Annotated in this window: 23 protein-coding genes, 1 tRNA gene and 1 pseudogene; 9 read left to right on the top strand and 16 right to left on the bottom strand. The window is 50.5% G+C overall.

The genetic code is table 11. The features are described 5' to 3' along the window. Positions 1-16 precede the first annotated feature (16 nt). The 7 genes from hxlB (DBY68_RS09695) to DBY68_RS09665 form a co-directional block, all read right to left on the bottom strand. Positions 17-577 carry a 6-phospho-3-hexuloisomerase gene (hxlB, locus tag DBY68_RS09695; protein ID WP_108475888.1) on the bottom strand — a complete coding sequence of 187 codons (561 nt, stop codon included), beginning with the start codon at positions 575-577 and terminating at the stop codon, positions 17-19. A gap of 14 nt (positions 578-591) precedes the next feature. Continuing rightward, positions 592-1,344, bottom strand: coding sequence for an SDR family NAD(P)-dependent oxidoreductase (locus tag DBY68_RS09690; protein ID WP_108475887.1), 753 nt, complete (start codon positions 1,342-1,344; stop codon positions 592-594). A 122-nt stretch (positions 1,345-1,466) separates the two neighbouring features. After that, positions 1,467-2,111, bottom strand: coding sequence for a ribulose-phosphate 3-epimerase (rpe, locus tag DBY68_RS09685; protein ID WP_108475886.1), 645 nt, complete (start codon positions 2,109-2,111; stop codon positions 1,467-1,469). An 18-nt stretch (positions 2,112-2,129) separates the two neighbouring features. Then, positions 2,130-3,383, bottom strand: coding sequence for a PTS transporter subunit IIC (locus DBY68_RS09680; protein ID WP_108475885.1), 1,254 nt, complete (start codon positions 3,381-3,383; stop codon positions 2,130-2,132). A 27-nt stretch (positions 3,384-3,410) separates the two neighbouring features. Continuing rightward, entirely contained in the window at positions 3,411-3,704 is a 294-nt protein-coding gene (locus tag DBY68_RS09675; protein ID WP_000628511.1) for a PTS sugar transporter subunit IIB, read from the bottom strand. A gap of 21 nt (positions 3,705-3,725) precedes the next feature. Continuing rightward, positions 3,726-4,205, bottom strand: a complete 480-nt coding sequence (gene gatA / locus DBY68_RS09670) for a PTS galactitol transporter subunit IIA (RefSeq protein WP_199538661.1) — start codon at positions 4,203-4,205, stop codon at positions 3,726-3,728. 325 nt (positions 4,206-4,530) lie between these two features. Then, positions 4,531-5,286 carry a DeoR/GlpR family DNA-binding transcription regulator gene (locus DBY68_RS09665; RefSeq protein ID WP_108475883.1) on the bottom strand — a complete coding sequence of 252 codons (756 nt, stop codon included), beginning with the start codon at positions 5,284-5,286 and terminating at the stop codon, positions 4,531-4,533. 380 nt (positions 5,287-5,666) lie between these two features. Between DBY68_RS09665 and DBY68_RS09660 the strand changes: the two genes are divergently transcribed. The 5 genes from DBY68_RS09660 to hxlB (DBY68_RS09640) are packed head-to-tail and all read left to right on the top strand — an operon-like array spanning position 5,667 to position 8,926. Then, the gene (locus DBY68_RS09660; RefSeq protein WP_108475882.1) at positions 5,667-6,203 is read left to right on the top strand and encodes an RpiB/LacA/LacB family sugar-phosphate isomerase; all 537 of its coding nucleotides are present in this window, start codon (positions 5,667-5,669) and stop codon (positions 6,201-6,203) included. A gap of 3 nt (positions 6,204-6,206) precedes the next feature. Continuing rightward, positions 6,207-7,577, top strand: coding sequence for a PTS transporter subunit IIC (locus DBY68_RS09655; RefSeq protein WP_108475881.1), 1,371 nt, complete (start codon positions 6,207-6,209; stop codon positions 7,575-7,577). A gap of 21 nt (positions 7,578-7,598) precedes the next feature. Further along, a complete protein-coding gene (locus tag DBY68_RS09650) occupies positions 7,599-7,892 on the top strand; it encodes a PTS sugar transporter subunit IIB (RefSeq protein ID WP_108475880.1) in 294 nt (97 codons plus the stop codon). Beyond that, on the top strand, positions 7,892-8,350 hold the full coding sequence (locus DBY68_RS09645; protein ID WP_108475879.1) for a PTS sugar transporter subunit IIA: 459 nt from the start codon (positions 7,892-7,894) through the stop codon (positions 8,348-8,350). Before DBY68_RS09650 ends, DBY68_RS09645 begins: the two co-directional genes overlap by 1 nt. 54 nt (positions 8,351-8,404) lie before the next feature. Beyond that, on the top strand, positions 8,405-8,926 hold the full coding sequence (gene hxlB / locus DBY68_RS09640; RefSeq protein ID WP_108475961.1) for a 6-phospho-3-hexuloisomerase: 522 nt from the start codon (positions 8,405-8,407) through the stop codon (positions 8,924-8,926). A 29-nt stretch (positions 8,927-8,955) separates the two neighbouring features. Here the strand turns inward: hxlB (DBY68_RS09640) and DBY68_RS09635 are convergent, their stop codons facing one another. The 4 genes and pseudogenes from DBY68_RS09635 to DBY68_RS09620 all read right to left on the bottom strand — a co-directional run bounded on the left by DBY68_RS09635 (position 8,956) and on the right by DBY68_RS09620 (position 12,167). Beyond that, positions 8,956-9,921: a sugar-binding domain-containing protein gene (locus tag DBY68_RS09635; RefSeq protein WP_108475878.1), complete on the bottom strand. Its 966-nt coding sequence runs from the start codon at positions 9,919-9,921 to the stop codon at positions 8,956-8,958. 385 nt (positions 9,922-10,306) lie between these two features. Further along, positions 10,307-10,380, bottom strand: a tRNA-Gly gene (locus tag DBY68_RS09630). Between the two features lie 82 nt (positions 10,381-10,462). Beyond that, positions 10,463-11,197, bottom strand: a complete 735-nt coding sequence (gene actS, locus DBY68_RS09625) for an amidase activator ActS (RefSeq protein WP_108475877.1) — start codon at positions 11,195-11,197, stop codon at positions 10,463-10,465. 67 nt (positions 11,198-11,264) lie between these two features. After that, positions 11,265-12,167, bottom strand: a pseudogene (locus DBY68_RS09620) (LysR family transcriptional regulator). A 169-nt stretch (positions 12,168-12,336) separates the two neighbouring features. On the opposite strand from DBY68_RS09620, the gene DBY68_RS09615 reads away from it, so the two are divergent. The 4 genes from DBY68_RS09615 (at position 12,337) to idi (ending at position 15,823) form a co-directional block, all read left to right on the top strand. Then, the gene (locus tag DBY68_RS09615) at positions 12,337-13,809 is read left to right on the top strand and encodes a UbiD family decarboxylase (RefSeq protein WP_199538660.1); all 1,473 of its coding nucleotides are present in this window, start codon (positions 12,337-12,339) and stop codon (positions 13,807-13,809) included. A gap of 10 nt (positions 13,810-13,819) precedes the next feature. Continuing rightward, entirely contained in the window at positions 13,820-14,404 is a 585-nt protein-coding gene (locus DBY68_RS09610; RefSeq protein ID WP_304598579.1) for a UbiX family flavin prenyltransferase, read from the top strand. An 18-nt stretch (positions 14,405-14,422) separates the two neighbouring features. After that, the gene (locus DBY68_RS09605) at positions 14,423-15,139 is read left to right on the top strand and encodes a DUF554 domain-containing protein (RefSeq protein WP_108475875.1); all 717 of its coding nucleotides are present in this window, start codon (positions 14,423-14,425) and stop codon (positions 15,137-15,139) included. Positions 15,140-15,259: 120 nt separating this feature from the next. Beyond that, complete coding sequence (idi, locus tag DBY68_RS09600; protein WP_108475874.1) at positions 15,260-15,823, top strand: isopentenyl-diphosphate Delta-isomerase; 564 nt, start codon at positions 15,260-15,262, stop codon at positions 15,821-15,823. Between the two features lie 135 nt (positions 15,824-15,958). Here idi and lysS read toward each other — a convergent pair whose 3' ends face one another. The 5 genes from lysS to xerD all read right to left on the bottom strand — a co-directional run bounded on the left by lysS (position 15,959) and on the right by xerD (position 22,048). Beyond that, positions 15,959-17,476 (bottom strand): lysine--tRNA ligase, encoded by a 1,518-nt coding sequence (lysS, locus tag DBY68_RS09595; RefSeq protein ID WP_108475873.1) that lies wholly within the window; start codon positions 17,474-17,476, stop codon positions 15,959-15,961. Positions 17,477-17,485: 9 nt separating this feature from the next. Beyond that, positions 17,486-18,584, bottom strand: a protein-coding gene (prfB, locus tag DBY68_RS09590) for a peptide chain release factor 2 (protein ID WP_108475872.1) whose coding sequence is annotated in 2 segments (ribosomal slippage) — positions 17,486-18,508 and positions 18,510-18,584 — 1,098 coding nt in all. Because the reading frame shifts where the segments join, the coding sequence is not laid out codon by codon here. Positions 18,585-18,675: 91 nt separating this feature from the next. Continuing rightward, positions 18,676-20,409 carry a single-stranded-DNA-specific exonuclease RecJ gene (gene recJ / locus DBY68_RS09585; protein ID WP_108475871.1) on the bottom strand — a complete coding sequence of 578 codons (1,734 nt, stop codon included), beginning with the start codon at positions 20,407-20,409 and terminating at the stop codon, positions 18,676-18,678. Positions 20,410-20,414: 5 nt separating this feature from the next. Further along, positions 20,415-21,128 carry a bifunctional protein-disulfide isomerase/oxidoreductase DsbC gene (gene dsbC / locus DBY68_RS09580; RefSeq protein ID WP_108475870.1) on the bottom strand — a complete coding sequence of 238 codons (714 nt, stop codon included), beginning with the start codon at positions 21,126-21,128 and terminating at the stop codon, positions 20,415-20,417. 23 nt (positions 21,129-21,151) lie between these two features. Continuing rightward, a complete protein-coding gene (xerD, locus tag DBY68_RS09575; RefSeq protein WP_108475869.1) occupies positions 21,152-22,048 on the bottom strand; it encodes a site-specific tyrosine recombinase XerD in 897 nt (298 codons plus the stop codon). Positions 22,049-22,088: the final 40 nt, after the last annotated feature.

Here is a 22,088-nt window from a genome sequence, read left to right as displayed (position 1 = left end):
GGACGTTTCCGGGCGATTACTCAAGGTCAGCGTGTCTCTTAAACATCGTGTCGCTGGTTTCACCGAGCTGGGCCATCAGTTCGAGCACGATTGCGTCATAGGTGATAAAGCAGAGTTGCTCAAAAGCCGACCCCATAGGCTGGGAAAAAGAACCTTCTTTACGTTCGTTGTCTTCTTTCACGGTGCCAGGCAAAACAAGTGTACTCTTGGCCAGTTTTCCGATCGTGGACTCCGCTTTCATCGTGACAAGCGCCACATCCACCCCACAGGCAACGGCCTTCTGCGCAAGGCTCACCAGACTCCCGGTTTCACCGCTGCCGGAGCCAATAATGACCAGATCGCCCGGTTTCGTATGCGGAGAGGAAATTTCGCCCACAACGCTTACTGAAAAACCGAGGTGGAGAAGACGGTTTGCAAAGCCGCGAATGGCGATGCCACTACGCCCCGCGCCCTGCAGAAAGATATGTTTGGCATTCTTAATCTGTGCGACAAAATGAGCAGCCTGGGCATCATCAATCTTCATCGCATTTTGTTGCAACTCGTTCAGAATATTTAAAGTATTTTGTTGAACGCTCATGTGATTCCCTCCCTTTAAGCGATGGTACGACCACCATCCATCAGAATGGTTTGCCCCTGAATGTACGAGTTGTCTTTGTCAGCCAAAAAGATTGCCAGGTTAGCCACATCGTCAATGGTGCCAAGACGGCGCACTGGAATTTTTTCCAGTACAGCGTCAAGATCGGCCTGGGTGGGATAATTGACGCGCATCATTTCACCGGTATCAATCAGGCGTGGCGCGATAGCGTTAACATTGACACCCTTAGGCCCTAATTCTTTTGCCAGGCCACGAATCAATCCCTCACCGCCTGCCTTACTGGCCGGATAACTCACGCCGCCGCCAGTGCCGGAAAGTGCCGAGCCGGAAGAGATATAAACAATAGAACCACGGTTAGTGGTGAAGTCATCGTAGAATGCCTTAACGGTATTGAACAGACCCGTCAGGTTAATCGCAATTGTTTTATTCCACTCTTCAAAAGTGATGTTATTGACCTTATTAGCAAACGCCACACCCGCGTTTAACACAAGAATATCAATACGTCCGAAGGTTTGAAAAACCTGCTCGCGTACGTTTTCCAAAGCTTTTGGATCAGATACATCAGTTTTAACGAATAAGGATTTAACATTGCCGAAAGTTAACTCTTCAGCCGTTTTTTTACCATTTTCTTCGTTATAATCGACAATAACAGTATGAGCTCCACGGTCAGCGAATTGCTTAGCAATACCTTTCCCGATTCCATGTGCCCCACCGGTTACTAGCGCGACTTTGCCTTCAAAATTACTCATTTCTCTATACTCCTCAAAATCTTATGACATAGGGGAGGACAACTCCCCTTTCAGGTAATTGGTGATTTAATGAATGCCAATAATTTCGTGTAGGGTGACTGGGTTTATTTGATACTAATATATTATTTGATTGCTGCCCTTAATGTGCGATAGCTTTCCATTGGGTTGTCATTAAATAACGCGCCGCCAACGACAATTAAATCAGCACCCGCTTCCTTGACCTTTTTAGCAATTTCAGCATTAACGCCGCCATCAACTTCAATCTGAATATTGCGCCCGGCAACCATTTTTTTAGTATTCCGGATCTTCTCCAGGCTTTTTTCAATAAATGTCTGACCTGGTTGACCTGGATTAATAGTCATAATCAAAATGTAATCAATATCATCCAAAAGGTATTCAATTACGTTTTCCGGCGTTCCCGGATTGAGAACGACACCAGCTTTACGCCCGGCTTTCTTAATCTTCTGGATGATATAATGCACATGTGGCGTTGATTCATAATGAACTGAAATCATTTCTGCTCCGGTTTTAATGACATCATCGATATGTCTTTCCGGATTTGCCAGCATCATATGGACATCAAATATCATAGAACTGGCTTTTTTCATTGCCGCAATTTGGTTAGGGCCGAAAGCAATATTGCTTACATAAGTTCCATCCATTAAGTCAACATGCAGAATTTCTGTCTTTTCTGTTTCCAGAAACTGAATTTCTTCCTGCAAACGTAATATGTTTGCACCAAATACTGATGGTAAAATTTGTGCCATTTTAGTCGACTCCGTAAATTAATGAGTAACTGTGCTCAACCAGTAGGTCAGAATCTCCCATGGGCCGGTCAATACGAAGTCCGTCCCCTGGCCATTCAGGCCGACGCCAGCACCGTTCAGGAACTGAGTTGCACCGGGCGCGACATATCCCCCCAGATACATAACTACTACACAGAACAGTAAGGTTGAGATAATTGAGCGAATAACGTTGCCGTTACTGACCATGACCGTCATGGTCGTCATATAGATAATTGACATCAGCACGCCGATTGGGAATATCTGAATACCCGGTAAAACCAGCGCACACAGCATTGTCAGAGGGATGGTAATGACGGTCACCGTAACCGTTGCAGGATCGCCAAGTGCCAGAGCGCAGTCCATCCCAATATTCAGTTCCGCATCTTTACCCATTTGCTTTTGCATAATTTCTTTAGCGCTTTTACCAATCGGGTTAAGCCCTTCCATAAGGACTCCTACCACTTTTGGCAACAGCACCATGACACCAGCCACGCCCATCGCCATTGGCACAATAGTGGTAATGGGTTGTTTGGTTAACAATCCCAGGAGTGCACCGACAATCACACCGATGATTGCAGGTTCACCAAATACACCCAGTCGCTTCTGAACACTCTCTAAATCCACATCCAGCTTGTTTAAACCCGGAATGAAATCAATGATTTTGTTAACAACCCATGCAAATGGAAGTGTCCATCCGATGTGGATCATTGTAGTACAGGTCGTTCCCTCCAGGCCGTAATATTTCTGCCATCTTGGCGCAATCAGATCGCCAATAAAAAGTGCGGCTACGCTCAGAGCCACGGCAACACCCAACCCAAGGAAAAAGCTGTCAAAGACGAAATATGCAAGAGCTCCCGGAACCAGGAAATGCATATAGTTCCAGATGTCCACATTGAGCGTTTTGGTAAGCTTCAGACGAACCAGGATAAGATTCAGGATAATACCGATAGGAATAACCATTGCAGCAAACGGGGCGACCCACGCAGCGGCGCCAACCGCAGGCCATCCAATATCAGCCACGGTGAACCCGCTGCCAATTTTTGAGTAGTAAGTAATTGCTGGCTGCAGGGCTGTATTTAACAGCCCAACTACCAATCCCAGACCGATGAAACCGATACCTACAGTGATGCCAGATTTAATGGCAGCACCAACCTTCATTCGAAAAACCAGACCTAAAAGGAAAATAACAAGCGGCAATATTGCTGTAGCGCCCATGCTTGTAATAGTAAACATGATGCTTTTTAACATTTCCATTTAACCATCCCCCGTCTTTTTTAGACTTTAGCCTTTGGAAATTTCGCTTAACAGCTCACCTAATTTTTTACGCAGCGCCGCTTCATTAATACCTGTAATAAAGCCTGCGACGCTCATGTGGGGTTTACCGATATCGCCTTTGTAATTGTTCGTCGTCAGGACGACATCAGCGCTTTGCATTTCGGACGCCAGTTCTGACATGCTGCATTTATTAATCTTAAAATTGGCAATGCCGTATTCTGCACAAACCGATTTAACTTCATCAGCGGCAAGAGTTGAGGTTGCTACACCGCTTCCGCAGGCTACGAGGATAGTAATCATGGTAAGATCTCCTGGTAATTGTTATTTAATTATTGTGTTAATAAATAATGCCTTTGCTTCTTCAGCAGGAAGCTCCAGCATCTGGTGGTAAAAATCAGCCAACTGAAGATGGTTAAACAACGCCTTCAGCAATTGCAATTGATCCGCTGGTTGAGTAACAACCAGGTTGACAACCAGGCGAACCCACAACTTTTCATCACCATCAGCCTGATTAACTTCTATTTCTTGAGGCAAACGGATGATATATATCGCCGGGCTGATGGCGTGCTGGCTATCGCAATGCGGGATGGCGACAGCATAGCCATCAAGTAAAATTCCTGTAGGATAGTCGGCTTCACGTTCACGCAACGCCTGGAGGTAAGTCTCTCTTACGGTTCCTTCGGCCAGATGTTTCTCGTGAATATGCTCCAGCACTTCATCATACGTTTTGTATGCCGCCCCATCAGCGACACTAATAGAAATTGTACCCACTATATTCTCCTCACCTAACCAAACGCTCATGTGAGCATCCAACTAATCACATGAGCAGTTATAACACATCAGTGATTTGCTAAAATGGGGAGATCGCAAAAGTTATAACTCGATCACACAAAATCACATAAGCGCATTACATGAAATGCTCATATGAGCATTTATTCCTGGGTAACATGACGCACTCAACATGCAAGAGAATGATTATTAAGAGTTTTTATTTTTTTTGCGTTATTGCGAGTTTTTTTGATAGTGATACGTAAAATGCTCTTATGAGCAGTACGTCAGATTGATGTTATTTCTGCGGGACAACGGCACATGCTATGTACCGTTATTGTAATTATTGAATGAAATATCAACAAGTTATTACTGTTGTATGCTTCGCTACTTCGGCAATACCGTCTTTATCCGCGATATCATTAGTGATCAGCGCGGTAATTTCAGACCAGTCGCAGATCTTAAACAAGCTGCTTCGCTGGAACTTAGTGTAATCGCCCAGGATATATTTCTTCTCTGAATGGGCAATGATCGTTCGATCCAGAAAGGCATCCGAGGAGGACGGAGTGGACGGGCCCGTCATATTGTTGAAGCCATCGGTGCCAATAAAACAGAGATCAACGTTAATATCATTAATCATTGACACAGCCCATCCGCCAAAGACAGAAGAGCTTTTCTTCCTCAGTTCTCCGCCGAACAGAAAGACCTGGTTATCAGACTCGATCAGCACGCTGGCCACCGGCAGAGAATCGGTAAAAATTTTAAAGCCAGATTTCATGCACAGCAGATTGGCCAGTTCATAGTTAGAACTCCCTGTCCCAATAATCATTGAGCTATTGGGGGGGATAAAATCCAGCGCTTTTCTGGCTATCGCTTGCTTGAAAGTACTGTTTTCTTTTTCCCTTACCTGGAAAGGATGCTCGACAGCCCCCTGCTTTAACGTCGCCCCTCCATGGCTTTTGATCAGCAGCCCTTTTTTTTCAAGATGGGAGAGATCTTTGCGGATAGTTTCATAAGTGACCTCATACTTTTTGGCCAGGTCGCTTACATACACGGTACCCGCCGAAATAATCTCTTCAAGGATCAATTTTCTCCTTTCTTCAACCAGGTACATCCTTCCCCCTATGGCCTTTCAACTTTATGCAATGGAGCGAATCATAGCACAGAAGATGCAAACAAAAACAAATGCAAGAAGAAGACAATTCACCATCGCCCGTGGGCCGTCTTTCGTAAAAGCAACGGGCAAAGAAAATAAAAACCATTAAAATCAAAATGTTAAACAAAGAAAATCACGTTTCATCCCTGCAAGCTTTTAATCTTACGTCCTACGAACCGCACTTTTAAATTGGTGAAAATTAGTTTTTATTTGTTTTTATTGGTTTTTAATTTCAATAAAATCAATAATTTATGAATTTTGTGATTTTGATCTCAGTTGACAACCAATATTTACCAACAGCATACTTGGCTTAAGTTCTTTATAACAGGTTAGTTGAGATGAAAACGAAAATTGCAATCGCGTGTGATGATGTAGGGTTTGACCGTAAGGAGGAAATTAAAAAATACCTCGAAGAAGAGAAAAATGCCGAGGTCGTGTACGATCCCGTTAAACGAAAAGAAGATGGTTTCAACAACTTCGCTCGTCTTGCGGATGAAATGGCAGGTGTTATTCAACGGGACGAATGCCGCCTCGGTATCTACGTTTGCGGAACCGGAATTGGCTTTACTTGCCAGATAAATAAGCACTGGGGGATTCGTGCTGTCGCCGTCACCAACCCCTACTCGGCCAAACGAGCAAGACTCAGTAACAATGCGCAGGTGATTGGACTTGGCTGCAGAGTTAATGATCTTGAATACACAAAAATGATCGTTGATGCCTGGTATGACAATGCGTTCGACTTTGCCACTGCAAGGGAAAATTCCAAAAAGAATCTCCTGGAAGCCGAACGCAGTGACAACGCATTGCTGACGAAACCTGAAGATGTTCGATGGAATATGGGTTTCAGACCAGATGATGAGAAATCTGAGGGCTAAAAAATGGAACTGATCACACAGTTTATCAATGACCTGGGTAACTTTATTTTTATACCGGTCATCTTCCTTATACTGATGAAACTTCTGGGGCGCCCCCTGTCGGAATGTATTTCATCCGCCATTAAAGTCGGCATCGGTTTTATTGCATTAACCATGACCATCAAGCTGATGCTTGAAAAAATGCAGCCTGCAGTGACAGGGCTTGCAGAGGCCACGGGTTCCTCTCTGAGCGCCATTGATGTTGGCGGCGCAGCCACCGCCGTAATGGGTTTTGGCTCAAGTATGGGGGCGATTATCATCCCTCTGTGCGTTGCGGTGAATATTGCTATGCTGGTAGCCCGTCTGACGGACTGTGTAAACGTTGACGTGTTTAACCTTCACCAGAATGCTTCTATGGGGGCGATCGTTGGGGTTTACTCCGGCAGCTTCCTTTACGGTGTTCTTACAGCTGCATTGTTCCATGTCTGGGCGCTTATTGCAGCTGACCTGGGTGCGAAAAACAACGAAAAATTCTTCAACCTGCCAAAAGGCGTTGCCATCTCCCACCCGGTTGCAAACACCTATTTGCTGTTCGCTTATCCGTTTAACTGGATATACGATCGCATCCCTGGATTCCGTAATCTGAACGTTACGGCGGAAAGCATTCAGAAACGCTTTGGTATCCTTGGTGATCCGACCATGGTTGGTTTCATTATTGGTATTCTTCTTGGATTCTGTGGTTATGGTTGGGAATCTCCGTATCACACCATTATTGCCAGCCTGCAATTGGGTATGTACCTTGCCGCTGTGATGCTCCTGCTGCCACGCATGACTTCGATTATGATGGAAGGCCTGGTTCCGCTGTCCAACGTGGCACGTAAGAAACTGGTTAAACGTTTTCCGGACCGCGAGATCACCGTCGGGATGGATACCGCGCTGATTGTGGGTCATCCTTCAGTTATCGCGCCAGCACTGCTGCTGATCCCGGTTATTGTTATCCTCGCCGTTGTCCTTCCCGGCAACCGAGTGATGCCTCTGGGTGATCTCTCGCAGTTCGTATTCTTTATTGCGTGCATGGTACCTGTTTTTAATGGCAACATTATTCGTACCTGGGTGACCTCCATCATCCTGTTTGGCGGCGGCTTATACATCGCTTCCTGGATGGCTCCAGCAACGAATGAAGTGTTCCAGAAATTCGGCACCAATCCTGATGCCAGCGTGATGTACTCATCGCTTAATCCATCAGCTAACCCGTTCACCGGTCTCTTTGCTGGACTCAGCCATATTGGCATCGCAGGCTATGTTCTTGCCGCTGTATTGCTGTTGTCCGTAGGCTACTTACTCAAACAAAAAGCGCGCCGTCAGTTGAAAACTGAGGCAGAAAAAACGGCTTAAAACTTCATAAGGTGATTGAAAATGAAAAAGATTTTAGTTGTATGTGGAAACGGTATTGCTTCTTCTTCCATTATGGTTTCTGTTCTGCAGGACTACCTGAAAGAACAGAATATCGAAGCGCAGGTAGATAAATCCTCATTGATGGCTTGTACCACAGATACGTTTAACAACTATGACCTGATTGTCTCTTCAACCAAGCTGGATAACCCAGGTATCACTACTCGTGTGATTGTGGGTGCAGGCCTGTTAACGGGTCTTGGCGAAGATGAGATTTTTGATGCTGTTAAAGAAGAAATGCTTAACCAGGTGAAATGATGAAGCTTGAGATTCTGGTAAATGACGTCGAGGGTACGATCGCTGACTGGTCTACAGCAATTGAGTTTGCAGGCCAGAAGCTTTTGGAGAAAGGCTATATCACTCCCGAGTATATTCAGGCCTGCCTGGAGCGTGAGAAGACTTATCCGACGGGTTTAATGATGGCGAACGGTCAGGGCATTGCCATCCCGCATGCAGACTATACGCTGGTAAAAACCAATAGCATAAGCATTGTGCGTTTTGATAAAGGGGTCGTGTTTGGTCAGATGGAAGATGCTGACCTCACAGTGGAATGCAGCATTATGTTTAATCTCGCATTCGCAACCAGCGATCAGCATATGTCTGTTCTACGTCGCCTCTTTACACTCTTCCAGGATATTTCGTTCATCGAGTCGTGCCGTAATCTTAAAACGCACGAAGTCGGGAAATATGTTGAAGAGATGCTTGCCGCATCCTGATAAACAAAAGGCAGATATCCCCTATCTGCCTTTTTTTAATAAAGAATGACCATCATGAAAAATTACTCCCTCGTTTTAAACGAGTTATCTTCGCTTATGGATAAAATCGATGAGAAAGAATTTCACTCACTCGTTGATTCTATTATCACAGCCGGTCATGTATTTCTTGCCGGTGCAGGACGTTCAGGGCAAATGATTAATGCTTTTGCCAACCGGCTGATGCACCTTGGCCTGTCCGTCAGCGTGGTAGGGGAAATCAGTTCTCCACATTCTCGCAAAAACGACCTTATGATCGTTGGTTCAGGTTCCGGAGAGACCCAACGCCTGATCAATCAGGTGAAAATAGCAAAGCGTAATGGCGTGTATATCGCGCTAATTACTACCGCACCAGATTCATCTCTGGCGACCCTGGCAGATTATGTACTCACCATTCCGGCAGGTCACAGCGCCCAACCAATGGGCTCTCTTTTCGAACAGGCTTCCCTCCTGACCTATGACGCTATTGTTCTGTCATTAATGACCAATCTTAATGAAACGAGTCAGACAATGAAGGAACGTCATGCCGATATTGAATAATACCGGCGAGGCGTAAGCGCGAGCGGCTATTAATCCAGAAGTTTAATAGCCGTATCAAAATCAGTGATCAGCACATTCAGAAGACCTGATTTGAGAGAGGCAACAATACCTTCATATTTTTCGTCCCCACCAGCCACACCAATCAGTTTCTTTGTGGCGCGCAATTGATCTGTCGTAATGCCGAAACCCAGGCGGTTCAGCGGACTATCCAGAATTTCCCCTTTGCTATTTACCAGTGTTACGCATACATCAGCAGTAATATCCTGACTCATTAAAGTCTCACGCCATGTTTCAGGGAAAATATCACATAAACTGGAAGAGCCGGTTTTCCAGGCGCCAATGCCGGTAATAACGACATCCATATTTGAATAAAATTTTTGTGTATCCTGAACAGCCTGATCGTCAGCGAGTTTCTGGGCTAAACCTTCATCATCCACCCACATAGGAACATACATCGGATGCGCTCTTCCGTGGGAAATGGCAGCCACTTTGTGAATTAAATCAATGGGGCCCTGACTAAATTCAATGCCCGGATGAACACCAGAAAGTTGAACCACATCCAGAACGGGTAATGTCGTCAGTTGACTCACCGTACTTGAAAGTACCCGCCCCCAGGCCAGACCAAACTTCATACCCTCTTTGAGATTTTCACTCAAGTAGGTCGCCGCTATCCCTCCCAGCTTGACGTTTAATTGTTCCTGAGAAGACCAGGACTCGGAAACGGAAAGTACAACGGCATCCTGCAATCCGTATTTCTTACAGAGATTTTGTGCTATTTCCTCGTCCAGAGCCTGCTGTTTAGGAAAGGTAAATTTGACATACTCTTGCGCAATCGCTTCATCAATCAGGCGTGCAACTTTGAAGCGAGACAGACCGAGTTCCTCAGCAATTTCTATCTTGGTCTTCATTTCAGAGAAGTAACGCTTCACAACAAGAGAGTAGATAAAACGAGGATCGTAGTTGCGCAGTTTCGGATTTTTGTTCTCTTTTGGCATAGCGGTTATCCATACGTAACATGAGGCATCACAAGTCATTTGAGCGGCATGCTCAGATGCAATACTCAAAAGAGTACACTTTTCCTTGCTCATCAGATACCTTTGCAGAAGGGGATTTTGTATTTTGTGATGTAAAACGTTTGGCTCATGTACGAAAGGAATCACTAAGAGCCTCAGTGCTATTTAGGTTATGCAGTTTTAACCTGATGAGTTGCCAGTTTCATAGGGGGATGTTTCAGCAGCGGGTACAATTATAGCCCCCCCCTCCCTTACATTTAGCTTAAACGAGAGGCGTACTATTGGGTTCAAATGACCAACAGAATTTTAAAATTTCTTATTAATCAATTGGATAATAAATTAAGGAAACGTCTGGAAGCCTTGAATCTGGAGCGGGCGAAGGGAATCGAACCCTCGTATAGAGCTTGGGAAGCTCTCGTTCTACCATTGAACTACGCCCGCTTCGGCGTGTGCGAGGAGCATTATAAACCTTATGCCTTCGCTGGCAAGCCTCATCGCCACTGACTGGCGATAAAATAGTCTTTTAGCACTTAGGCTTACTGCCCTGCGGCGGTAAGTAGCGCAGTGGATCAATCGCCGTCGCGCGGTAGCGGATCTGGAAGTGCAGTCGCACGGAATCAGCATCGCTGCTGCCCATGGTGGCAATCTTCTGACCTATCTTCACGCTTTGCCCGTTGTTCACCAGCAGCGTGTCGTTATGCGCGTAAGCGGTGATGTAATCTTCGCTGTGTTTAATCATGATCAGATTGCCGTAGCCACGCAGCTGGTTGCCGACGTAGACCACCTTCCCTGCCCCTGCGGCGTAAACCGGCTGACCACGACTGCCGGAAATATCGATACCTTTGTTACCGCCATCTGCGGTGGAGTACGGCATGATGACTTTCCCGCTGGTCGGCCAGCGCCAGCAGCGTTGCCCCACCGGCGGCCATGATGATTGCGGCACGGCGGAGGACGGTGTGACTTTTGCCGTGCTGGTCGGCTTTTTGCCGAGAAGTTTGGATGAACTTCCGGTTTTAATCTTTTGCCCCACTTCAATAATGTAAGGCGGTTTAATGCCGTTCAGACGCGCCAGCTCAGCCACGCTGGTGCCTGTGGCGCGGGAGATGCGCGACAGGGTATCGCCACGTTTTACGGTGTAGACCGAACCATCATAGCTGCCGGAGCCCGATTTGCTCCCGGAACAGCCCACCAGCACCACGCCGAGGAACAGGCACAGTAAAAAACGCATTGGCTGGGTACTCAGGCATCCTGCTAGCAAAACATCGTCCTCAGGTTAGTTCGGTCAGGTCGCCTATGATAGCAGGCTGATGGCGGATGCCAATATCTCAGACAGAAGGAGGAGAGTTAAAAGGATACCCTTCCGCCACCAACTCCATCACTTCCGGTACCCAGTTCGCGACGGGCATTTTCACCAGCGCGGGATAGAAAACCTGCGGCGAGGGGAAGACATCAACCACGTGGCAGTGGGATAAGCGCGTCAAGTCCACTTCCGATGAGGGTAGCAGCGTGGCGGCAGACAGCCCCGATTCGAGCCAATCGAGGATCATGCCCGGCTGGGTGATATGCATAATCACATTCGGATTTACCCCCGCCTTCCTGAACAGATCGATAAGCATCTCGTAAGTGCCGGAATCTTTCGCCCGATGCAGCAATACCAGCGGAAAGTCAGCCAGCGCCGTGTAGTCGAAAGGGTTCGCGGGTGCCTGGGGCAAACATTTTTTGCTGATGACCGCCACCAGCTTGATGGGATCAAATGAAACGAAATCAAACCCTTCACTGCGATAGGGTCGCTGAATTAGCGCTCAATCAATGGCCCCTTCATTGAGTAGCATCTCCAGATGACTGGAATCGGTGACCGAGATATTCACCTCAATGTTGGGATTGCGCTCATACAGCGCCAATAGCAATGGTTTAAAGTAGGACTGGAAAAGGTGCGTGAGGCCAAGACGAAACTGCGGATGATCTTTTTGCGCGATCTCCATGGTTTCTCGCGCGGTGTCTTCCACCTGACGCAAAATCTCGCAGGCTTTGCGATAAAGGAAAAATCCTGCCTCTGTCGGCTCAATTCGATTACCCCGACGGGTAAAGAGCGGTGTTTGCAGCTCATCCTCCAGCTCCTGGATACGTTTACTGAGCGGCGGTTGCGCCATATTCAGCACTTTCGCCGCCTGGCTTATCGAGCCTTGCTCCACTACCCGACAAAAATAGCGTAATCGTTTTAAATCCACGAAACCGTCCTCCTCGCCAACGTCCTGAAGGCTAGTGTACGTCAGCCACCACACCTGCCTCACACTTTTTTGATCTACTCAGACGCAGCTAAACGGTATTTGTCCCTTTTTCTGTTGGGGATTAGGGTAACCGCAGACAGTTTTACTGCTTACTCACAGGAATAGCACAATGAAAAGTAAGGTTCATGACCTACGCTCCGCGCTGGCGCTGTTGAAAACGCTGCCAGGCGAATATGTTGAAACCGATACCGAAGTTGACCCGCACGCGGAACTCTCCGGTGTTTACCGCTATGTTGGCGCAGGCGGAACCTGCCAGCGTCCAACCCGCAAAAATGGCCCGGTAATGATGTTCAACAAAATTAAAGGCTTTAACGATATCAGCGTCGCCATTGGCCTTAACGGTTCCCGTCACCGCGTCAGCCACTTCCTGAACTGCCCGCCGGAACGTCTGGGTCATCTGCTGAAAGATTCCGTACAGACGCCAATCGCGCCCGTTCTGACTACCGCACCTGCTGTAGGTCAGGAAGTGGTTCACCTCGCTACCGACGCCGGTTTCGACCTGCGCAAACTGCTGCCTGCGCCGACCAATACTGAAGAAGATGCCGGCCCGTATATCACCATGGGGCTGTGCTACGCCTCAGATCCGCAAACGCATGAATCGGATATCACCATTCACCGTTTATGCGTGCAAAGTAAAGATGAGCTTTCAATGTGGCTCACTCCAGGCCGTCATATTGATGCGTTCCGCATGAAAGCCGAAGCCGCGGGCAAACCACTGCCGATTTCTATCAGCATCGGCGTTGACCCGGCGATTGAAATTGCCGCCTGCTTCGAGCCGCCAACCACGCCACTGGGCTTCGATGAACTGAGCATCGCCGGTTCGCTGCGCGGTCATGCCGTTGAAATGGTACAGTGTAAAACCATCAACGAGAAAGCGATCGCCCACGCGGAAATCATCATCGAAGGCGAACTGCTACCTAACGTGCGCGTGCGTGAAGACCAAAACACTAACACCGGCAAAGCAATGCCGGAATTCCCTGGCTACACCGGCGAAGCGAAAGAAGCGATTCCGGTGATTAAAGTGAAAGCGGTAACGCACCGTAAAAACCCAATCTGGCGCACCACAGTAGGGCCAGGCGAAGAACACGTGAACATGGCGGGTATCCCGACCGAAGCGAGCATCCTCGATATGGTTGAACGCGCGATGCCGGGCAAACTGCTGAACGTCTTTGCGCATACCGCAGGCGGCGGCAAACTGCTGGCGGTGATGCAATTTAAAAAATCCGCCGCCGTTGATGAAGGTCGTCAGCGCCAGGCTGCCCTGCTCGCCTTCTCCGCGTTCCCGGAGCTGAAACACGTCATTCTGGTGGATGAAGATGTCGATATTTTCGATAGCGATGATGTGATGTGGGCGATGCAGACGCGCTATCAGGGCGACGTGGACACCGTCACTATTCCGGGCGTACGTTGCCACCCGCTCGATCCGTCTCAGGTACCGGCTTACAGCCCAAGCATTCTGCAACAGGGGATGTCCTGCAAAACCATCTTTGACTGCACCGTACCGTTCCATCTGAAAAGCCACTTTGAACGCTCGAAATTCAAAGAAGTCGATGTGAAACGCTTCCTGCCGGACTTCGAATAAGGAGAACACCGTGGCCACGAAACGCATGATTGTCGGCATTAGCGGCGCCTCCGGGTTCCAGTACGGCGTGAAAGCGCTGGAACTGTTGCAGAAACTGGACGTTGAGGTTCATCTCGTTGTCTCGAAAGGGGCGGAGAAAACCTGCCAGCTGGAGACGGATTACCGCCTGGAGGATGTCTTCGCCATGGCGGACGTCGTTCACCCGATTGGTCATCTGGGCGCGGCGATTTCCAGCGGTTCATTTAAAACGGCGGGGATGATTGTTGCCCCCTGTTCAATGAGAACACTGGGCGCTATCGCCCACTGCCTGACCGACAATCTGCTGACGCGGGCGGCAGACGTTGTGCTCAAAGAGCGCCGCCGTCTGGTGCTGCTGGCGCGAGAAACGCCGCTTAACCTCGGCCATATTCGCAATATGGGCGCGGTGACCGAAATGGGCGGCATTATCTTCCCGCCGGTACCTGCGCTTTATCAGCGGCCACAAACGGCTGACGAGATCGTTACTCATAGCGTCAGCCGTGCTCTCGATCTGTTTGATTTTGATATTAACGATCTTCCGCGCTGGGGCGAAGGATCTCTTAGCCACACTGAATAACTCTATCAGGACACTTCCATGTTAATTGGCCCCTATGTGAACGGCGCGGCGGTGATCGTCGGCGGCCTGTTCGGATCGGTCATCGGGACGCATATTCCCGATCGCGTTAAAACGGCGCTGCCGCTGACCTTCGGGCTTTGCTCGGTAGGCCTTGGCATCAATCTGGTCATCAAGGTGAAATTCATGCCCGCCGTGGTGCTGGCGATGGTTATCGGCGCGGTGATTGGCGAAATATTTTTCCTCGAAAAACAGATTGGTAAAGCCGCGGGCAGTACTCGCGGACTTATCAATCGCATCTTCCCGCCGGTTCAGGGCTTAACGCACGACGAGTTCACCGAGAAATTTGTCGCGATTCTGGTGCTCTTCTGCGCCAGCGGTACCGGTATTTTCGGTGCGATGCATGAAGGGATGACCGGCGATCCGTCGATCCTCTACATTAAAACCGTGCTCGATTTATTCACTGCGGCAATTTTTGCCACCATGCTCGGATTTTCGGTGATGACGATTGGCATTCCGCTGATTGCTGTTCAGGTTGCGCTGGCAGTGCTGGCGGTGCATATCCTGCATTTGATTACACCGGATATGATGGCCGATTTCTCCTGTGCAGGCGGGTTGATTATGGTCGCCACCGGGTTACGCATCTGTAATATCAAAGCGTTCCCGGTCGCCAATATGCTGCCAGGCTTAATTCTGGTTATGCCTATTTCCGCACTGTGGGCCAGTTTGTTCGCCTAAGCTTGAGGTATAATCGCTGTGCCCGGTGGCGCTTCGCTTACCGGGCCTACGGAGTAATATTCGTAGGCCGGATAAGCGCAGCGCCATCCGGCGTATTGGAATTCGCTATCGGGAGCCGTGATGAAAGGGCAAGAACACGTCATTTTACTGAATGAAAAAGGTGAATCGGTTGGCACGGCGGAAAAATATGCCGTACATACCGCCCACACGCCTCTCCACCTCGCCTTCTCCTGCTGGATCTTCAATAACGAAGGTCAGGTTCTGATCACCCGCCGTTCGCTCGGCAAAAAAGCCTGGCCGGGTGTCTGGACGAACTCTGTTTGTGGTCATCCTCAATTAGGTGAAACCTTCGAGCAGGCGATTACGCGCCGCTGCCGGTTTGAAGTGGGGGCCGAACTTACGAGTATCACCCCGGTTTTTCCTGAATTTCGTTATTGCGAAACCGACGCCAGCGGCATCGTGGAAAACGAAGTCTGCCCGGTGTATGCGGCGAGGCTAACCAATACCGTTGCCTTGAACCCGGACGAAGTAATGGATAGCCACTGGGTTTCATTAGATGCGCTTTTTCAGGCTCTGGCGGCCACTCCGTGGGCGTTCAGTCCGTGGATGGTGTTGCAGTATCGTTCGCAAGAAGCGCGGGATAAGCTGGTGCGGTTTGTCCCCTCACCCCTGCCCTCTCCCTGAGGGAGAGGGAGAAAACCTGCACCAGTCTCAACCACCAGCGCTATCTGTCCCCTCTCCCTTAGGGAGAGGGTTAGGGTGAGGGGTAAAAAAAAGCCCCGATGCTCACACATCGGGGCTTTTTCACATCTCAGTGATTTATTTCACCGGGCGCATCGCCGGGAACAGGATCACGTCGCGGATGGTGTGGCTGTTGGTGAACAGCATCACCATACGGTCGATACCGATACCCAGACCCGCAGTCGGTGGCAGGCCGTGCTCCAGCGCAGTCACGTAGTCTTCGTCGAAGAACATCGCTTCGTCGTCGCCCGCGGCTTTCGCATCAACCTGATCCTGGAAGCGCTGCGCCTGGTCTTCTGCATCGTTCAGCTCGCTAAAGCCGTTACCGATTTCACGGCCACCGATGAAGAATTCGAAGCGGTCAGTGATTTCCGGGTTCACGTCATTACGACGCGCCAGCGGAGAGACTTCTGCCGGGTATTCGGTGATGAAGGTCGGCTGAATCAGGTGCGCTTCGGCCACTTCTTCGAAGATCTCGGTCACGATACGGCCCAGACCCCAGCTCTTCTCAACTTTAATACCGATGCTTTCGGCAATCGCTTTTGCAGAGTCAAAGTTATCCAGATCCGCCATATCCGTTTCCGGACGGTATTTCTTGATCGCTTCGCGCATGGTCAGTTTTTCGAACGGTTTACCGAAGTCGAAGGTTTCTTCGCCATAAGGCACTTCAGTGGTACCGAGAATATCCTGCGCCAGGGTGCGGAACAGAGATTCGGTCAGTTCGATCAGATCTTTGTAATCCGCGTACGCCATATAGAGTTCCATCATGGTGAACTCTGGGTTATGACGTACTGAGATGCCTTCGTTACGGAAGTTACGGTTGATTTCGAAGACGCGCTCGAAGCCGCCAACCACCAGACGTTTCAGGTACAGTTCCGGCGCGATACGCAGGTACATGTCCAGGTCCAGGGCGTTGTGGTGGGTGATGAACGGACGGGCAGAAGCACCGCCTGGGATCACCTGCATCATCGGTGTTTCCACTTCCATAAAGTCGCGGTTCACCATGAACTGACGGATGCCAGCCAGGATCTTAGAGCGAATTTTGAACGTATTGCGGGATTCATCGTTAGAGATGAGATCCAGGTAACGCTGACGGTAGCGCGCTTCCTGATCCTGCAGACCGTGGAATTTGTCCGGCAGCGGGCGCAGGGCTTTAGTCAGCAGACGCAGCTCGGTGCAGTGGATAGACAGTTCACCAGTTTTGGTTTTGAACAGTTTACCTTTCGCGCCGAGGATATCGCCGAGATCCCATTTCTTGAACTGCTCGTTGTACACGCCTTCCGGCAGATCGTCACGAGCAACGTACAGCTGGATGCGGCCACCCACGTCCTGTAAGGTCACGAAAGAAGCTTTACCCATAATACGACGGGTCATCATTCGGCCAGCGACAGACACTTCAATGTTCAGCGCTTCCAGCTCTTCGTTCTCTTTCGCGTCGAAGTCAGCGTGCAGTTGGTCTGAGGTGTGATCGCGGCGGAAATCGTTCGGGAACGGGAGCCCCTGCTCGCGCAGTGCTGCCAGTTTCTCGCGGCGCGCTTTCAGTTCATTGTTAAGGTCAGCTACCGCGTCAGCACCTTGTGCGTGTTGTTCAGACATGTTGGTTCCTCATAACCCTGCTTTCAAACTTGCTTCGATAAATTGATCCAGACTGCCGTCCAGCACCGCCTGCGTGTTTCGGGTTTCTACACCGGTACGCAAATCTTTGATGCGGGAGTCGTCCAGGACATAAGAACGAATCTGGCTACCCCAGCCGATGTCAGACTTGTTGTCTTCCATCGCCTGTTTCTCCGCGTTCTTCTTCTGCATTTCCAGTTCATAAAGCTTCGCTTTCATCTGCTTCATGGCCTGGTCTTTGTTCTTGTGCTGAGAACGGTCGTTCTGGCACTGCGTTACCGTGTTGGTTGGAATGTGGGTAATACGTACCGCAGATTCCGTACGGTTAACGTGCTGACCACCTGCCCCGGACGCGCGATACACGTCGATGCGCAGGTCAGCCGGGTTGATTTCGATATCAATATCGTCATCCACTTCCGGGTAAACAAACGCAGAGCTGAAAGAGGTGTGGCGACGGCCACCGGAGTCGAACGGGCTCTTACGCACCAGGCGGTGAACGCCGGTTTCAGTACGTAACCAGCCGTACGCGTAATCACCGGAAATCTTGATGGTGACGGATTTGATACCCGCAACTTCACCTTCAGATTCTTCGATGATCTCGGTTTTGAAGCCGCGCGCTTCGGCCCAACGCAGATACATACGCTCAAGCATGCTGGCCCAGTCCTGCGCTTCGGTGCCGCCGGAGCCTGCCTGGATGTCCAGGTAGCAATCAGCGCTGTCATATTCACCGGAGAACATGCGACGGAATTCAAGCTGCGCCAGTTTCTCTTCCAGGGTATCGAGTTCCGCAACGGCTTCGTTGAAGGTCTCTTCGTCATCGGCTTCTACTGCGAGCTCCAGCAGACCGGAAACATCTTCCAGCCCCTGAGACATTTGATCCAGCGTATCGACGATGGCTTCCAGAGAGGAACGCTCTTTACCCAGCGCCTGTGCGCGCTCAGGTTCGTTCCAGACGTCCGGCTGTTCCAGCTCGGCGTTTACTTCTTCAAGACGCTCTTTCTTGGCATCATAGTCAAAGATACCCCCTAAGAACGTCAGAGCGCTCCGTGAGGTCCTGAATGCGGTTATTTACCGGGTTAATTTCAAACATGGTCTGTTTTCTTTTAATGGACTTGTCAAAATGCGGTTATAAGGGCGAGATTTTACCGGATCTGCGCCCTTATTTATAGCGATTACTGGCGCTAAATTGGCCAGATATTGTCGATGATTAACTGCAAACTGCGGTTTCCGCGAAACTCATTGATATCGAGCTTATAGGCAAGCTTAACTTCGCGCACGCCGTTATCCGGCCAGCAGGTCGTATCAACGTTGAACGCAATGCCGTCCAGCAGCGGGCCACCGCCTACGGGTTCCACCATCACCTTCAGATGACGTTCGCCAACAATCCGCTGTTGCAACAGGCGAAAATGCCCATCAAACAACGGTTCCGGGAACATCTGCCCCCACGGCCCCGCGTCACGCAGCATCTGCGCCACGTCCAGCGTCATTTCCTGCGCGGAAAGTTCGCCATCCGAAAGAATTTCCCCCTGCAGCAGGGCCGGGTCGAGCCATTCGGTGACCAGTTCGCCAAAGCGCTGCTGGAACTCATCAAACTTCGCTTCTTCCAGCGATAAACCGGCCGCCATCGCGTGGCCGCCAAACTTCATCATCAGGCCAGGATAAAGCGTATCAAGGCGTTCCAGGGCATCGCGCATATGCAGCCCCTGAATCGAACGGCCAGAGCCTTTCAACATACCGTCTCCGGCAGGCGCAAACGCAATCACCGGGCGATGGAAACGCTCTTTAATGCGCGAAGCCAGAATACCCACCACGCCCTGATGCCATTCAGGATGATACATCGCCAGCCCGCCGGGCAGAGTTTCGCTTCTGCGCTCCAGCTTTTCGCACAGCGTCAGCGCTTCCGCCTGCATGCCCTGCTCAATCTCTTTGCGCGTCTGGTTAAGGGCATCAAGTTCATTCGCCAGCATGCGGGCTTCACCGAGGTTTTCGCTCAGTAATAGCGCCACGCCCACTGACATATCATCCAGCCGCCCGGCAGCGTTCAGACGCGGGCCAAGGGCAAAGCCGAGATCGCTTGCCACCAGCTTTTGCGGGTCGCGATTGGCAATTTCCAGCAGCGCTTTAATGCCCGGACGACACACGCCCGCGCGAATACGGCTCAACCCCTGCCAGGTCAGAATGCGGTTATTGGCATCCAGCGGCACCACATCGGCGACCGTACCCAGCGCCACCAGATCGAGGAACTCGACGATCTTCGGCACCGCGATGCCGCGAGACTCGAACCAGCCTTTCGCCTTCAGATGATTACACAACACCAGCATCAGATAGAATGCCACGCCGACACCCGCCAGCGATTTCGACGGGAACGGGCAGTCCACCAGGTTTGGGTTCACCATCGCATCAGCGTTCGGCAGCGTCTCGCCCGGCAGGTGGTGATCGGTGACCAGCACGCGGATCCCCAACGCATGCGCGTGATCGACGCCCGCGTGGGAAGAGATCCCGTTATCCACCGTCATGATCATCTGCGCGCCGCGTGCGTGCGCCTGATCGACGACTTCCGGGCTCAGGCCATAACCGTCTTCAAAGCGGTTCGGCACCAGATATTCTACGCTATGGCAGCCCATCGCGCGCAGCGAGAGCACGCTTAGCGCGGTGCTGGTCGCACCATCGGCGTCAAAATCGCCCACCACCATAATGCGCAGATTCTTTTCGAACGCATCGTGCAGCATCTCAACGGCTTTTTCGACGCCCGTTAATGTGCGCCAGTGCAGCATGCCCTTCAGGCCGCGCTCCAGATCGTCCGCCGATTTCACGCCACGACTGGCATACAAACGACGCAACAACGGCGGCAAATCAGCAGGCAACGAATCTGAATCAACCGCCTCACGGCGGCGAAGTTGAATCTGTGGTTTCACGCGAATTATTTACCGCTGGTCTGTTTTTTGTGTTCGTCGAGGAAGGCTTTCATCTCTTTCGGCCCCTGATAGCCCGGCACAACGTAGCCATCGTTCAGGACAATCGCCGGGGTGCCGCTAACGCCAAACTGCACGCCCAGGGCGTAGTGATCCGCGATATTGATATCGCAGCTGGCGGGCTGAACGCCTTTGCCGTTCATTGCGTCATCGAACGCTTTGTTACGATCTTTCGCACACCAGATGGCTTTCATATCCTGCTCAGCCTGGCTCTGAAGCCCCTGGCGCGGGAAGGCAAGATAGCGCACGGTGATGCCCAGTGCGTTGTAGTCGCTCATCTCTTCATGCAGCTTGTGGCAGTAGCCGCAAGTGATATCGGTAAAGACGGTAATCACGTGCTGCTCTTTCGGTGCCTTGTAGATAATCATCTCTTTTTCCAGCGCGTTGAGATGCGTCATCAACAACTGGTTGGTTACGTTCACCGGCTGTGCGCCGCTGACGTCATACATAGGCCCCTGAATGATATGCTTGCCGTCTTCAGTCACATACAGCACGCCGCTGTTGGTCAGCACGGTTTTCATGCCCGCGACCGGTGCATTCTGGATATCTGTGCTTTGTACGCCCAGTTTAGCCAGCGACTGTTTAATAGCCGCATCATCCGCATGGGTGGTCGCGGAAAAAGCCGCCGCCAGCAGGGTGAGCATCACTAAACCTTTTTTCATAAAATCGTCCTTTGTAGTCAGCATCACGCGCGTGGGTGGTGCTGTTGATGAAGTTGCCGCAGTCGCTCGGTCGCCACGTGCGTATAAATTTGTGTTGTCGATAAATCACTATGACCTAACAACATTTGCACCACACGCAAATCTGCGCCATGGTTGAGCAAATGCGTGGCAAATGCGTGACGTAATACGTGCGGGGAGAGCTTTTCGCTGTCGATACCCGCCAGTTGAGCATAGTGTTTAATGCGATGCCAGAACGTCTGGCGCGTCATTTGTTGCGCGCGCTGGCTGGGGAACAGAACGTCTATCGATACCCCGTTAAGCAGCCACGGGCGACCATGTTCCAGATACGTTTCCACCCAATATACCGCTTCTTCCCCCAGAGGGACGAGCCGCTCTTTATTGCCTTTACCGATAACGCGCACCACGCCCTGACGCAAACTGATATCGCTCATTGTCAGCCCAACCAGTTCAGAGACACGAAGCCCGGTGGCGTAGAGTACCTCAAGCATCGCTTTATCGCGCAATTCCAGCGGGATATCGGTTACCGGCGACTGCAGCAGCCGGTCAACCTGCGCTTCACTTAAATCCTTCGGTAAACGCTGCGGCAACTTCGGTGAGGCCAGTTGCGCACTCGGATCATCGACGCGTACTTTCTCGCGATAAAGATGCTGGAAGAAGCGGCGCATCGCGCTTAACAGACGCGCCGAACTGGTGGCTTTATACCCGCCCTGTTGGCGTTCTGCGAGCAAATTTTGCAAATCGTCATGCTGTACGGTCTCAAGCGTCAGGCCACGATGCGCCAGCCATTCGACCACCATGGTAAGATCGCGACGATAAGCGCTCAGCGTGTTTTCGGCAAGATTGCGCTCCAGCCACAGCGCATCGAGAAATTGTTCGATTCGTGCGAGATCCTGTTCCACGTTCGCCCCTTTGCCTGTTTCATCGGCACCATTATGCCTG

The organism is Pseudocitrobacter sp. RIT415, from assembly GCF_003057695.2.
Lineage (GTDB): Bacteria > Pseudomonadota > Gammaproteobacteria > Enterobacterales > Enterobacteriaceae > Pseudocitrobacter > Pseudocitrobacter faecalis.
This window is presented reverse-complemented; position numbering and strand designations above follow the sequence as displayed.

Coding starts and splice junctions, on each gene's coding strand:
- DBY68_RS09680 (WP_108475885.1), bottom strand. CDS start 3,383: ATGGAAATGTTAAAAAGCATCATGTTTACTATTACAAGCATGGGCGCT.
- dsbC (WP_108475870.1), bottom strand. CDS start 21,128: ATGAAAAAAGGTTTAGTGATGCTCACCCTGCTGGCGGCGGCTTTTTCC.
- gatA (WP_199538661.1), bottom strand. CDS start 4,205: ATGAGCGTTTGGTTAGGTGAGGAGAATATAGTGGGTACAATTTCTATT.
- DBY68_RS09665 (WP_108475883.1), bottom strand. CDS start 5,286: ATGTACCTGGTTGAAGAAAGGAGAAAATTGATCCTTGAAGAGATTATT.
- rpe (WP_108475886.1), bottom strand. CDS start 2,111: ATGGCACAAATTTTACCATCAGTATTTGGTGCAAACATATTACGTTTG.
- idi (WP_108475874.1), top strand. CDS start 15,260: ATGAAAGGGCAAGAACACGTCATTTTACTGAATGAAAAAGGTGAATCG.
- DBY68_RS09615 (WP_199538660.1), top strand. CDS start 12,337: ATGAAAAGTAAGGTTCATGACCTACGCTCCGCGCTGGCGCTGTTGAAA.
- DBY68_RS09605 (WP_108475875.1), top strand. CDS start 14,423: ATGTTAATTGGCCCCTATGTGAACGGCGCGGCGGTGATCGTCGGCGGC.
- hxlB (WP_108475961.1), top strand. CDS start 8,405: ATGAAAAATTACTCCCTCGTTTTAAACGAGTTATCTTCGCTTATGGAT.
- DBY68_RS09660 (WP_108475882.1), top strand. CDS start 5,667: ATGAAAACGAAAATTGCAATCGCGTGTGATGATGTAGGGTTTGACCGT.
- DBY68_RS09645 (WP_108475879.1), top strand. CDS start 7,892: ATGAAGCTTGAGATTCTGGTAAATGACGTCGAGGGTACGATCGCTGAC.
- DBY68_RS09650 (WP_108475880.1), top strand. CDS start 7,599: ATGAAAAAGATTTTAGTTGTATGTGGAAACGGTATTGCTTCTTCTTCC.
- hxlB (WP_108475888.1), bottom strand. CDS start 577: ATGAGCGTTCAACAAAATACTTTAAATATTCTGAACGAGTTGCAACAA.
- DBY68_RS09635 (WP_108475878.1), bottom strand. CDS start 9,921: ATGCCAAAAGAGAACAAAAATCCGAAACTGCGCAACTACGATCCTCGT.
- DBY68_RS09690 (WP_108475887.1), bottom strand. CDS start 1,344: ATGAGTAATTTTGAAGGCAAAGTCGCGCTAGTAACCGGTGGGGCACAT.
- lysS (WP_108475873.1), bottom strand. CDS start 17,476: ATGTCTGAACAACACGCACAAGGTGCTGACGCGGTAGCTGACCTTAAC.
- DBY68_RS09655 (WP_108475881.1), top strand. CDS start 6,207: ATGGAACTGATCACACAGTTTATCAATGACCTGGGTAACTTTATTTTT.
- DBY68_RS09675 (WP_000628511.1), bottom strand. CDS start 3,704: ATGATTACTATCCTCGTAGCCTGCGGAAGCGGTGTAGCAACCTCAACT.